This is a genomic window from Caenimonas soli, assembly GCF_013155545.1.
In the GTDB taxonomy this organism is placed as follows: domain Bacteria; phylum Pseudomonadota; class Gammaproteobacteria; order Burkholderiales; family Burkholderiaceae_C; genus Ramlibacter; species Ramlibacter soli.
Window position 1 is genome coordinate 337,628 of record NZ_JABJVV010000001.1, and the last position, 11,884, is coordinate 349,511.

The window sequence follows — 11,884 nt, forward strand, 5'->3', positions numbered from 1 at the left end:
AGATGAACATGACGATCAGAATAGTGAGACTGGGCACGGCCCGCGCCAAGGGCGAGGGACTGCGCATCGGCACCGTCCGGCGCCCCCCGCGCGGCGTGCCCAAGGCTGAGTTCGCGTCGGGCAATTGGTACGACGTCTGGTACCCCAACCTGGCGCCCAGCGCCGAAACCATGGCGTTGGGGCAATCGGCCGAATCGGACAAGGACTGGGCCGCCTTCAGCAAGAAATACCGGCACGAGATGGCCCAGCCCGACGCGGGCCGCAGCCTGGACTTGCTGGCCGCGCTGTCGCACACGGCCGATTTTTCGATGGGTTGCTACTGCGAGAACGAAGCGCGCTGCCACCGCTCGCTGTTGCGTGACCTGCTCAGCGAGCGCGGCGCGAAGATCGCGGCTTAGAGCTTCACGTACTGGTATTCGATCGCCTGGGCATTGATGCCGCGGTCGGGCGGAGCGATCCAGCCGGCCATCTTGCCTGGCTCGGTCACGCGCTGCATCAGGCTCTTGACGAAGCTGTTGTCGGCATCGCTGGGCAACCACTCTTCCTTGCGGGCGTCGAATTCTGCCTGGCTGATCGGCTGGCCCAGGGGATCCGTGGGGATACTTGCCCAGGCGCCGACTTGCCGCCGGAACCGCGTCGAGGGCAGCTTCAATTCGAAGTTCACGCCGGCGCGCTTGATGCCCATGTTCCAGCGCGTCACGCCGACATTGCAGTCCTTCACGTACTCCAGTCGCGTGATCTCGTTCATGCCATTGCGCACGGACACTGTTTCGTTCTTCATACCGCCCTGTCCGTCCGGCACCTGGATGGTCATTTCAGTGTCGGCTTCCACGTGGTCGGCGAACTTGGCCTCGTCCGGTCGGCCCTTGATGCCATTGCTGAAGTAGTTGGCGGCATTGGACGACGCCTCCGATCCGAACAGGTCCAGCGAACTGGTGAACCAGAAGTTCATGAACCGCTGCACCGTGGGCAGATCGACCACGCCGGCCTTGCGCAGGGTGGCGACATCGTCGGTGTCCAGCTCCTTCATCACTTCCAGGGTGCGCTTGATGACGCGGCCGACGCCCGTTTCGCCCACGAACATGTGGTGAGCCTCTTCGGTCAGCATGAAGCGGGTAGTGCGGGCCAGCGGGTCGAATGCCGACTCGGCGAACGACTTGAGCTGGAACTTGCCGTCCCGGTCGGTGAAGTACGTGAACATGAAGAACGACAGCCAGTTGTCCATGGGCTCGTTGAAGGTGCCCAGGATGCGCGGCTTGTTCACGTCGCCGCTGTGGCGCTCGAGCAGTTCTTCGGCCTCTTCGCGGCCGTCGCGCCCGAAGTGCGCGTGCAGCAGGTAAACCATGGCCCAAAGATGGCGGCCCTCCTCCACATTCACCTGGAACAGGTTGCGCAGGTCGTAGAGCGAAGGCGCCGTGTGGCCCAGCAGGCGTTGCTGCTCCACGGAGGCCGGCTCGGTGTCACCCTGCGTCACGATCAGGCGTCGGAAGGTGGAGCGGTATTCGCCGGGCACGTCCTGCCAGACGTCCTGGCCCATGAAATCGCCGAAGCCGATCTTGCGGCCCTCTTCCTTGTCCGCCAGGAAAATGCCCCAGCGGTAGTCGGGCATGGGGGTGTAGCCGTAGCTGGCCCAGCCCTGCGCGTCGACGCCCACGGCGGTGCGCAGATACACCTCCTTGGCCTTGAAGTCGCTCGGGCCCATTTCGTCCCACCAGCTGAGGAAAGCCGGCTGCCAATGCTCCAGCGCGCGCTGCAACTGGCGGTTCTCGCCCAGCGCGACGTTGTTGGGGATCAGGGCTTGCAGGTCGATGCTGCTCATATGCGCTTCCAATCAAACTTGGCCTTCTTGCCGGTGCCGAAGAGCTTCAAGGCGCCCTCCTCACCCACGGCGTTGGGGCGAATGAAAATCCAGTTCTGCCAGGCGGAGAGGCGGCCGAATATCCGCGTCTCCATGGTTTCCTTGCCGGGGAAGCGCAGCGATGCCTCCATGCCGGTCAAGGCGTCGGGCGACAGCGAGGCGCGCTCTTCCAGCATGATGCGGATCTCGTCGTCCCAGTCGATGTCGTCGGGGGTCAGCGTCACCAGGCCCAGGGCCAGGGCCTGGTCGGCGCGCAGCTTGCTGTCCTGCAGGCCCTGCAATTGGGCGATGGTTTCGCCGTCCTCGTTGAAGCGGGTCTGCAAGCGGGTCAGGCCGTTCACTTCGGGGTAACGCCCGAAGTTGGCTGCGTTCAGTTGCAGCGCGGGGGCGGCATCGGGCGAATCGGGCAGGTCCAGCATGTAGGTGCGGTCACAGGCCAGGGCCAGTTCGAAGAAAGTGCCGGCGAAGCAGGAGCCCTGGTCCACCAGCGCGATCAGCGAGCGGCTGGTGACATCGATGCGTGCCAGCGTGCGGCGCAGAGCGCCCAGGGTTTCGCGCACCAGCCAATGGCTCTTGTGCTGCTCCAGCACGGCGTCGGCCTGCATCACCAGGTTGGCGTCGCCGCGGGTCTTGATCACCCAGGTGCCGATCTCGAGTTCGTTGGTGCGCAGGTTGAGGATCAGGTCATCCAGCTCGCGCGCCAGCCTGAGCGGCCACCAGTTCGCGCCGGCCGCCTGGATAGCGTCGGGGCTGGATTCGATCGCGGCCTTGGGGGCATTCACCGTGATGGTCGCGATGCGGGCAGCCCGATCGATCTGCGCATGCACCGTCGTGTAGCGGTAGCCGGTCTCGTCGATGCGCGGCTCCAACGGCGTCAGCTCGATTCCCTGCGCCGCGCCAGTGCGTGTCGATTGGCCGCGCAGTGCTTCGATCTCGGCCTCGACCAGTTGCGGGAACTGCTGGGGCTTGGCATGCGCGTCGATCAGCTTCCAGTCCTTGGCACGGTCGGCGCGAACGCCCTCGCTAGTGGTGCAGAAGATATCGGCAAGGTCGCGGCGCACCTTGCGCTTGTCGGTCACGCGCGTCAGGCCGCCGGTGCCGGGCAGCACACCCAGCAGCGGCACTTCGGGCAGGCTCACCGTGCTGGCGCGATCGTCGATCATCACGATGCGATCGCAGGCCAGGGCCAGTTCATAGCCGCCGCCGGCGCACGCGCCCGTGACTGCAGCCAGGGACTTCAGGCCCTCGTTGCGGGATGAGTCCTCAAGCCCATTACGAGTCTCATTGGTGAACTTGCAGAAGTTCACCTTCCAGGCATGGGTGGACAGGCCCAGCATGTAGATGTTGGCGCCCGAGCACCAGATCTTTTCCTTGGCGCTCTCGAACACCACCACCTTCACGGCGGGATGCTCGAAGCGCACGCGGTTGATGGCGTCGTGCAACTCGATATCGACGCCCAGGTCATAGCTATTGAGCTTGAGCTTGTAGCCGGGCTTGATGCCGCCGTCCTCGTTGATGTCCAGCTTGAGGCGCGCGACGTCGCCCTCCACGGACAAAGTCCAGTGCTGGTATTTGGACGGGTGAGTGGCAAAGCTCACCAGCTCGCGGTCGCCCTGCTTGAACAAGAGCGGTTCTGTCATCGCGTTCATTCGATCTCCTTGGGAACGGCTCGTTCCAGGTCTTTGAGGGATTGCTTGACCGTCCGCGCAGCGGTATCCACCACTGCATCGGCTCGGGCGTAAAGGGCTTCGCGGCTGGCCAGGATGCGGCGGATGTCTTCCATCGCCTCTCCCGTCGCGCCACGCGTGGAGTCGAAGGGCCGCATATCGCCTTGAGCGACGACGCGGCTCATGTGCTCCTCCGGGTTGGCCTTGAGCCAGACACAGTAGAAGCGGCTCTGCAGCAAGTCGAAGGTCTCGCGCTCGCTCACGATGCTGCCGCCGGTGGTCATCACCACGCCGTCGGCATGATCCTCGGCGATGCGAAACAGGGCCCGGCGCTCGTAGCGCCGGTAGCCGGCCTGGCCGTGCAGCAGCAATATCTCGTTCATGCTGGTGCCGGCCTCGCGCTCGATCTCGCGGTCCAGTTCGACAAAAGGCACGCCGCGCTGTGTAGCCAGTTGCGCGCCCAACGTGGACTTGCCGGCGCCGCGCAAACCGATGAGGGCGATGCGCTTCTCGCGGCCCTGCTCGTCGCCCAGCCCGAACGCGCCGGCCAGCAGCGAATACGCCTGGTCGAGCTGGCTATCGTCCAGCTGCGCCAGGAGGCCATAGATGCGTGCGGTGGCTGGCCGGGGTGCGTCCTGCAGCAGCTCAAGAATTGTGATGTTCAATGCGCGGGCCGCCGCTTCCAATGAATTGATGGAAACATTGCCCTTGCCGCTTTCCACGTCGGCCAGGAAGCGCTCCGACAGTCCCGAATCGTTGGCCAACTGCTTGCGGGTCATGCCGCGCCGCGCCCGCCAGGCACGCACGCGCGCACCCAGCTCAGCCAGAGTGGCCCGGGCTTCGTTGTCGGTGATGATCTGCATGGATGGGGTGTTTTCAGAAAAGAGGGCTTGCACTGCGAATGGATTGCAGTATACTTCCTGTCAACACCATGTCAAGCAGTTTAGTGCATATGGAGAATCAGATGAAGTTGAAAATCCTTGTCGGCACCATGACCAGCACCGCCGACTATGTAGCCCAAGCCATTCAGATGGATTGCGCGGACCTTGTGGAAGAGATCGAGGTCTGCCTGATGGACGGCCTGGACATCGGCACCTTCGATGAAGATGCGCTTTATCTCATCTGCACCTCCACCTACGGATCGGGCGACGTGCCGGACAACGCACGCATGCTCTATGACTCGCTCGATGCGCAGCCCAAATACCTGGGGCATGTGCGCTATGGCGTGATCGCGCTGGGCGACCGCACCTACCTCAACACCTTCGCCTTCGGCGGCAAAAAGTTCGACGAGCGACTGCAAGGCCTGGGCGCACAGCGCATCGGCGAAGTCTGGTGCCATGACGCCAGCGCCGGCACCATGCCCGAGGAACTTGGCACCGCCTGGTGCCGCGAGTGGCTGGCGCAGGCTTTGACTCCCGTAGCTGCAGTCGCCTGAGGCAAACATGAATCTCAGCCGCGCCGACCACAGAATCAACCCGCCGCGCATCGAGATTCCCAGGGACTACAACGCCGCACACGACCTGCTGGCGCGCAATGCCGCGCGGCCGGGCAAGGCGGCGTTTATCGACGCATCGACCGGCGCGCAACTCACCTACGGCGAGTTGACGGACCAGGCTCATCGCTTCGCCAACACGCTGCGTTCGCAAGGCTTCACGCCCGAAACGCGGGTGATGATCGCCATGCTGGACACGCTGGAATGGCCGGTCGTCTTTCTGGGCTGCATCCTGGCCGGCGTCGTGCCCATCGCGGCCAACACGCTGCTGACCACCAAGGATTTCGACTTCATGCTGCGCGACTCCAGGGCGCAGGCTTTGTTCGTCTCCAAGCCTTTGCTGGCGACGTTCGAACCGCTGCTTGGCAAGATCGCGACGCTCAAGACAGTCATCGTCGCCGGCGACACCTCGGCCAACTCGGTCGCGGCAATGATCGAGTCAGGCGCCAGGGCGCCGCATGTGGCAGATACCTGTGCCGACGACGCCTGCTTCTGGCTCTATTCCAGCGGCTCCACAGGCACGCCCAAAGGCACCGTCCACCTGCACAGCCACATGATCCAGACGGCGGAACTGTATGGCCGCGCGGTGCTGGGCATCCGTGAGTCCGACGTCGTGTTCTCGGCCGCCAAGCTGTTCTTCGCTTACGGGCTGGGCAACAGCCTCACGTTTCCCATGAGCGTGGGCGCGACGGCCGTGCTGCTGCCCACGCGTCCGGCCCCTGCCGATGTGTTCGGCGCGTTGAAGAAATTCCGCCCCACGATCTTCTACGGCGTTCCCACGCTGTATGCGGCGCTGCTGGCCGACCCGGCGCGGCCGAAGCGCCAGGAGCTGAATCTGCGCGTGGCCACGAGTGCCGGCGAGGCCCTGCCGGCGGAGATCGGCAAGCGATGGACCGAAGCCTACGGCTGCGAAATCCTCGACGGCATAGGCTCGACCGAGATGCTGCACATCTTCCTGTCCAACCGGCCGGGTGAAGTGCGCTACGGCACGACCGGCAAAGCCGTTCCAGGGTACGAGCTGCGCATCGTGGGCGATGACGGGCGCGAGTGCGGCCCGGGCGAGATCGGCGAACTGCAGATCAACGGCCCCAGCGCCGCCCTCATGTACTGGAACAACCGCGCCAAGACCAAGGCAACGTTTGCCGGCGAATGGACGCGCAGCGGCGACAAGTACACACGCGACGCCGACGGCTACTACACCTATGGCGGGCGCAGCGACGACATGCTCAAGGTCGGCGGCATCTACGTTTCGCCCTTCGAGGTCGAGGCCTGCCTGATGACGCACGCCGCCGTGCTCGAGGCCGCAGTCATCGGGGTGGCCGACACCGACGAGTTGGTCAAGCCCAAGGCTTACGTCGTCCTGAAGTCCGGACAAGCCGCCACGGCCGAGGACCTGCGGCTTCATGTGAAGAGCCTGCTCGCGCCGTACAAGTACCCGCGCTGGATCGAATTCGTGCCGGAGCTCCCCAAGACAGCCACCGGCAAGATCCAGCGTTTCAAGCTCAGAAATGTCGCGTGACGCCGCGGCGAATCCGGGTAAGCCCAGGGTACGGGACCTTGCCCCATCGGGTAAAAATGCTTTAAGCTTAAATTAATAAGGAGACTACCCATGACCACTCGCCGCCTCGTCCTCACCCGCAGCGCCGCCATTGTCGGCGCCGCCTCCACCGGATTGCTGTTGCCCGAAATCGTCCGGGCGCAGGGCAATAAGGTGCGTGTGGGCCTGATGCTGCCGTACACGGGCACCTTCGCCCAACTCGGCGTTGCCATCGAAAACGGCGTGCGCATGGCCATCGACGAAAAAGGCGGCAAGCTGGGCGGCCGCGACATCGAGTGGTTCAAAGTGGACGACGAGTCCGAGCCTTCCAAGGGCGTGGAAAACGCCAGCCGCCTGGTCCAGCGCGACAAGGTCGATGTGCTCATCGGCACCGTGCACTCGGGTGTCCAGATGGGCATCCAGAAGGTCGCTCGCGACAGCGGCGTCCTCACCCTGATTCCCAACGCCGGCGTCCATGCCGCCACCCGTGCCCTTTGCGCACCCAACGTGTTCCGCGCCTCGTTCACCAACTCGCAGCCCACGCTGGCCCTGGGTAAGGCCATGGTGGACAAGGGCCACAAGAAGGCCGTGTGGATCACCTGGAAATACGCGGCCGGCGACGAGGCCTTCGAGGGCTTCAAGGAAAGCTACACCAAGGCGGGCGGCACCATCGTCAAGGAGCTGGGCCTGCCCTTCCCCAACGTCGAATTCCAGGCGCTGCTGACCGAGATCGCATCGCTGCGCCCCGATGCGGTGGCCTGCTTCTTCGCCGGCGGTGGCGCGGCCAAGTTCATCCGCGACTACGCGGCGGCGGGCCTGAAGGGCCGCATCCCGCTGTATGGCTCGGGCTTCCTGACTGAAGGCGTGCTCGACGCTGCAGGCCCGGCAGCGGACGGCATCATCACCACCATGCACTACAGCGACTCGCTGGACACGCCGCGCAACAAGCAGTTCCGCCTGGCCTACGCCAAGATGTTCCGCAGCCAGCCGGATGTCTACGCGGTCCAGGGCTATGACACCGGCCAGCTGCTGGTGCAAGGCGCCGCCGCGGTCAAGGGCGACCTGAACAACAAGCAGGCTCTGTACAAGGCCATGGAATCCGCAGTCATCGACAGCCCGCGCGGCAAGTGGACGATGAGCAAAGCGCACAACCCGGTGCAGGACATGTACCTGCGCGTCGTGGAAAACAAAGAGAACAAGGTGATCGGCGTGGCCGCCAAGGCGCTGGCCGATTCGGGCGCCGGCTGCAAGATGGCCGCCTGAAGCCTGCCACCCGATAGACTGTCATGCCGGGCCTGACCCGGCATCCATTTGTGCGCGCCACATGGATGCCGGATCGCGAGTCCGGCATGACAACTTTTACGCCCCATGACCTTGTCAACTTACCTCCTCTACGTCGCCGCCGTGGCCCTGTTGATCGTCACGCCGGGCCCGACCATGCTGATGTGCATGACCAACTCCATCAACCACGGCCCGCGCCGGGCCATGACTTCCGTCTCCGGGGCGGTGACCGCCGTGCTGTGCGTGATGGTCCTGTCCGCGATGGGGTTGGGCGCCCTGCTCGCCACATCGGAAACCGCTTTCATGGTGGCCAAAGTGGCCGGCGCCGCCTACCTGATCTGGCTGGGCATCAAGACCTTTCGCAGTGATGCCGTGCTGCCAGTAAATGGCGAAGCCACCGCTGCGCCCCGCCGCTCGTTCTATCTGCAAGGCCTGCTGGTGGGGGCCAGCAACCCCAAGGCGGTGCTGTTCTTCGCGGCCTTCTTCCCGCAGTTTCTCAACCCGGCCGAAGCCATCGCGCCGCAGTTCGCGATCCTTGCCTTGACCTTCATGGCTTTCGAATTCGCGGTGCTGACGCTGTGCGCGCTCGGCGTGGCGCGCCTGATGCCGCTGTTGCGCTCAAGCGGTCCCGTTCGCTGGATCAACCGCATCTGCGGGGGCCTGTTCACCCTGATGGGTGGCCTGCTGCTGCTCACGCGGCGCAGCGCCTGATCGCGACGACATGGATTTCGCGAACTTCCTGATCCAGCTTTTGAACAGCGTGCAGTACGGACTGCTGCTGTTCATGTTGGCGGCGGGCCTGACGCTGATCTTCGGCATCATGGGTGTGGTCAATCTCGCCCATGGCAGCTTCTACATGCTGGGCGCCTACCTCGCCTGGTCGATTTCCAGCATGACCGGCAGCTTCACGGTCGCGATCATCGGCGGGGCCGTGCTGTCGGTGCTGTTCGGCCTGGTGCTGGAGCGCCTGCTGTTTCGCCATTTCTACCAGCGCGATCATCTGGATCAGGTGCTGCTGACCTTCGGGCTCATCTACATCTTCGAGGAAATGCGCTCGATCCTGTGGGGCGACGATGTGCACGGAGTGAAGATACCCGAGCTGTTGTCGGCGTCGGTTCCCCTCACCGACAACCTCTCCTACCCGGTGTACCGGCTGTTCATGTCGGGCGTTTGCGTGGCGCTGGCGATCGGCCTCTATCTCTTGATCTCCAAGACGCGCCTGGGCATGAAGATCCGCGCGGGTGCGTTCAACCGCGACATGACCGAGGCGCTGGGCGTCAACATCAAGTTCATCCACGCCATCGTCTTTGCCATCGGCGTTGCCCTGGCAACCGTGGCGGGCATGATCGCCTCGCCGATTTCCAGCGTCTATCCCAATATGGGCTCGCAGGTCCTCATCATGTGCTTCGTGGTGGTGGTCATCGGCGGCATCGGTTCCGTGCGCGGCGCGCTGATCTCCGCCCTGCTCGTCGGCCTGGTCGATACCTTCGGCAAGGTGCTGCTGCCGCAGGTGGCGGGAATGCTGGTGTACATGCTGATGGCCGCCGTTCTGCTGTGGAAGCCCGAAGGGCTGTTCAAGCAATGAGCACTACAAGGGCCAATCTCGAAACCTTACCGCGCAGCCTGCAGCTGCTGCTCGTGCTGGGCTTCCTCGCGCTTGCGCTGTTCCCCGCCGTCGGCACCGAGTTCTACGCACAGATGGTCGCGCGCATGATGATCCTGGCGATCTTTGCCATGAGCCTGGACCTGCTGCTGGGCGTCACGGGCCTGGTCTCCCTGGGCCATGCGGCGTTCTTCGGATTGGCAGGCTACGCGCTGGCCTTCCTCACGCCGGCGGGCGAGCCGGTCAGCCTGTGGTGGACCTTGCCCGCAGCCGTTGCGGCTTCGGGCCTGGCGGCGCTGGTGATCGGCTTCTTCGTGGTCCGCACCCACGGCATCTACTTCATCATGGTCACCATGGCGTTCGCCCAGATGGTGTTCTTCCTGTTCTTCGACAACAAGGTGCTGGGCGGCTCGGACGGCATCTACGTCAACTTCAAGCCGGATGCGAAGCTCTTCGATTTGGACAACAAGCTCGTTTTCTACTATTTCACGCTGGCCTTGCTGCTGTTGGTTTATGGCTTCCTGCGCCGCCTGTTGTGGAGCCCGTTCGGCCGGGTGCTGGCGGGCATCCGCGTCAATGAGCACCGCATGCGGGCCATGGGTTACGGCACCTTCGGCTACAAGCTCGCAGCCTTCACCCTGGCCGGTGCGCTGGCCGGGCTGGCGGGCTACCTGTGGGGCGCGCAGACCGGCTACGTCAACCCGGAGCTGATGGGCTTTCACATGAGCGCGCACGCGATCATGATGGTGATCCTGGGCGGCATGGGCAACTTCGCCGGCGCCATCGTCGGCGCCTTCGCGTTCGAATACCTGCTGCACTCGTTCAAGGATCTTCCCACCCTGGGCCGCTTCCACCTGGGCAAGCACTGGCAGCTGTGGATGGGCCTGTTCATCGTACTGGTCGTCGTCGTGGCGCCGCGCGGGCTGCTGGGCCTGTTCGAGCGGGTGTCACGCCGCAAGGAGAACGCCGGTGACTAGCGCCCTCCTCTCGGCGAAGAACCTCACCAAGCGTTTCGGTGGCCTTGCAGCCGTCAACGAAGTCTCGGTGGACCTGTGGCAAGGCCGCATCCATGCCGTGATCGGGCCCAACGGCGCCGGCAAGTCCACCCTGACCAACCTGTTGTCGGGCGACCTGGAGCCCACCTCGGGCCAGGTGCTCCTGGGTGAACAAGACGTCACCGGATGGACACCGGAAAAGTTTTCCCGCGCCGGCCTCGGACGCAGCTACCAGAAGACCAACATCTTCCAGCCCTTCACCGTGTGGGAGAACGTACGCCTTGCCGCGCAATCGCGCACCCCCAACGCCGCGCGCTGGCTCAGCTCCGCCGCCGGCTTCGGGGCGAACAACGAACGGGCCGGCCGAGCGCTGGAGATGGCCGGTCTTGCGCAGCGCCGCAACGCCATCGCCGGAACCATCAGCCACGGCGAGCAACGCCAGCTCGAGATCGCGATGACGCTGGCAACCGGCCCGCGCGTCCTCCTGCTGGACGAACCGCTGGCCGGCATGGGCACAGCCGAGGCCGAGCGGATGGTGCAGTTGCTGCTCAAGCTCAAGGAAGCGCACGCCATCATGCTGGTCGAGCACGACATGGATGCCGTGTTCGCCCTGGCTGACCAGCTCACGGTGATGGTCAACGGCCAAGTGATCGCCAGCGGCACCCCGGCCCAGGTGCGGGCCGACCCAACGGTCCAGTCTGCCTACCTGGGCGAGGAGGAGCATTAGATGGCCGACCTGCTGATCGATGCGCGCGGCCTGCACACCTACTACGGCGCCAGCCACATCCTTCGCGGAATCGACTTTTCCGTGGGGCGTGGCGAAACCCTAGGGCTCATGGGCCGCAACGGCATGGGCAAGAGCACGCTCCTCAAGACGCTGATGGGCCTGGTCAAGCCGCGCGATGGCAGCGTCACCATCATGGGCCGGGAGATGGCTGGCCGCCCGCCCTATGAGATTGCGCAATTGGGCATCGCCTACGTGCCCGAGGGCCGCGGCATTTTCGGCAACCTCAGCGTTGTCGAGAACCTGAAGATGGCGGCGCGCCCGGGCTCGCGGGGGCAACGCGACTGGACCTACGAACGCGTGCTGGAGACCTTTCCACGCCTGCAAGAACGCCTGGGCCACGGCGGGCAGCAACTCTCCGGCGGCGAGCAACAGATGCTGACCATAGGCCGGGCATTGATGACCAATCCCGACGTGCTCATCCTCGATGAGGCCACCGAAGGGCTGGCGCCGTTGATCGCGCGGGAAATATGGCGCATCTGCGCCCTGATCCGCGAGAGCGGCATCTCCAGCGTGATCGTCGACAAGAACTGGAAGCACGTCACCCAGATCACGGATCGCAACGTCATCCTGGTCAAGGGCGAGGTGGTTTTTGCCGGCACTTCCGATGAGCTGCGGGCCAGTCCGCAGTTGCTGGACCAGTACCTGGGCGTCTAAGGCTGAGCTA

At 64.4% G+C, this 11,884-nt stretch carries 12 protein-coding genes; 9 read left to right on the forward strand and 3 right to left on the reverse strand.

Going from position 1 to position 11,884, the window contains the following annotated elements; genetic code table 11:
* Positions 1 to 8: 8 nt before the first annotated feature.
* Positions 9 to 398 (forward strand): DUF488 domain-containing protein, encoded by a 390-nt coding sequence (locus HNE04_RS01660; RefSeq protein WP_172216139.1) that lies wholly within the window; start codon positions 9 to 11, stop codon positions 396 to 398.
* Here HNE04_RS01660 and boxB read toward each other — a convergent pair.
* The 3 genes from boxB to HNE04_RS01675 are packed head-to-tail and all read right to left on the reverse strand — an operon-like array spanning position 395 to position 4,388.
* Positions 395 to 1,819, reverse strand: coding sequence for a benzoyl-CoA 2,3-epoxidase subunit BoxB (gene boxB, locus HNE04_RS01665; protein WP_172216141.1), 1,425 nt, complete (start codon positions 1,817 to 1,819; stop codon positions 395 to 397). The two genes, HNE04_RS01660 and boxB, sit on opposite strands and share 4 nt — an antisense overlap.
* The gene (boxC, locus tag HNE04_RS01670; protein WP_172216143.1) at positions 1,816 to 3,507 is read right to left on the reverse strand and encodes a 2,3-epoxybenzoyl-CoA dihydrolase; all 1,692 of its coding nucleotides are present in this window, start codon (positions 3,505 to 3,507) and stop codon (positions 1,816 to 1,818) included. The genes boxB and boxC overlap by 4 nt, the downstream gene beginning before the upstream one ends.
* On the reverse strand, positions 3,504 to 4,388 hold the full coding sequence (locus HNE04_RS01675; protein WP_172216145.1) for a helix-turn-helix transcriptional regulator: 885 nt from the start codon (positions 4,386 to 4,388) through the stop codon (positions 3,504 to 3,506). Before HNE04_RS01675 ends, boxC begins: the two co-directional genes overlap by 4 nt.
* 101 nt (positions 4,389 to 4,489) lie before the next feature.
* On the opposite strand from HNE04_RS01675, the gene HNE04_RS01680 reads away from it, so the two are divergent.
* From HNE04_RS01680 to HNE04_RS01715, 8 genes are all read left to right on the forward strand, one after another.
* Positions 4,490 to 4,960, forward strand: a complete 471-nt coding sequence (locus HNE04_RS01680) for a flavodoxin domain-containing protein (protein WP_172216147.1) — start codon at positions 4,490 to 4,492, stop codon at positions 4,958 to 4,960.
* Between the two features lie 7 nt (positions 4,961 to 4,967).
* Positions 4,968 to 6,536 carry a benzoate-CoA ligase family protein gene (locus tag HNE04_RS01685; protein WP_172216149.1) on the forward strand — a complete coding sequence of 523 codons (1,569 nt, stop codon included), beginning with the start codon at positions 4,968 to 4,970 and terminating at the stop codon, positions 6,534 to 6,536.
* Positions 6,537 to 6,626: 90 nt separating this feature from the next.
* Complete coding sequence (locus tag HNE04_RS01690) at positions 6,627 to 7,817, forward strand: ABC transporter substrate-binding protein (protein ID WP_172216151.1); 1,191 nt, start codon at positions 6,627 to 6,629, stop codon at positions 7,815 to 7,817.
* A gap of 105 nt (positions 7,818 to 7,922) precedes the next feature.
* Entirely contained in the window at positions 7,923 to 8,546 is a 624-nt protein-coding gene (locus tag HNE04_RS01695) for a LysE family translocator (RefSeq protein WP_172216153.1), read from the forward strand.
* 10 nt (positions 8,547 to 8,556) lie between these two features.
* Positions 8,557 to 9,420, forward strand: coding sequence for a branched-chain amino acid ABC transporter permease (locus HNE04_RS01700; protein WP_172216155.1), 864 nt, complete (start codon positions 8,557 to 8,559; stop codon positions 9,418 to 9,420).
* Positions 9,417 to 10,415: a branched-chain amino acid ABC transporter permease gene (locus tag HNE04_RS01705; protein ID WP_172216157.1), complete on the forward strand. Its 999-nt coding sequence runs from the start codon at positions 9,417 to 9,419 to the stop codon at positions 10,413 to 10,415. Before HNE04_RS01700 ends, HNE04_RS01705 begins: the two co-directional genes overlap by 4 nt.
* Positions 10,408 to 11,160: an ABC transporter ATP-binding protein gene (locus tag HNE04_RS01710; protein ID WP_172216159.1), complete on the forward strand. Its 753-nt coding sequence runs from the start codon at positions 10,408 to 10,410 to the stop codon at positions 11,158 to 11,160. Before HNE04_RS01705 ends, HNE04_RS01710 begins: the two co-directional genes overlap by 8 nt.
* Positions 11,161 to 11,874, forward strand: a complete 714-nt coding sequence (locus HNE04_RS01715; protein WP_172216161.1) for an ABC transporter ATP-binding protein — start codon at positions 11,161 to 11,163, stop codon at positions 11,872 to 11,874.
* Positions 11,875 to 11,884: the final 10 nt, after the last annotated feature.

Coding starts and splice junctions, on each gene's coding strand:
- HNE04_RS01715 (WP_172216161.1), top strand. CDS start 11,161: ATGGCCGACCTGCTGATCGATGCGCGCGGCCTGCACACCTACTACGGC.
- HNE04_RS01660 (WP_172216139.1), top strand. CDS start 9: ATGACGATCAGAATAGTGAGACTGGGCACGGCCCGCGCCAAGGGCGAG.
- HNE04_RS01675 (WP_172216145.1), bottom strand. CDS start 4,388: ATGCAGATCATCACCGACAACGAAGCCCGGGCCACTCTGGCTGAGCTG.
- HNE04_RS01685 (WP_172216149.1), top strand. CDS start 4,968: ATGAATCTCAGCCGCGCCGACCACAGAATCAACCCGCCGCGCATCGAG.
- HNE04_RS01695 (WP_172216153.1), top strand. CDS start 7,923: ATGACCTTGTCAACTTACCTCCTCTACGTCGCCGCCGTGGCCCTGTTG.
- HNE04_RS01705 (WP_172216157.1), top strand. CDS start 9,417: ATGAGCACTACAAGGGCCAATCTCGAAACCTTACCGCGCAGCCTGCAG.
- HNE04_RS01680 (WP_172216147.1), top strand. CDS start 4,490: ATGAAGTTGAAAATCCTTGTCGGCACCATGACCAGCACCGCCGACTAT.
- HNE04_RS01690 (WP_172216151.1), top strand. CDS start 6,627: ATGACCACTCGCCGCCTCGTCCTCACCCGCAGCGCCGCCATTGTCGGC.
- HNE04_RS01700 (WP_172216155.1), top strand. CDS start 8,557: ATGGATTTCGCGAACTTCCTGATCCAGCTTTTGAACAGCGTGCAGTAC.
- boxB (WP_172216141.1), bottom strand. CDS start 1,819: ATGAGCAGCATCGACCTGCAAGCCCTGATCCCCAACAACGTCGCGCTG.
- boxC (WP_172216143.1), bottom strand. CDS start 3,507: ATGAACGCGATGACAGAACCGCTCTTGTTCAAGCAGGGCGACCGCGAG.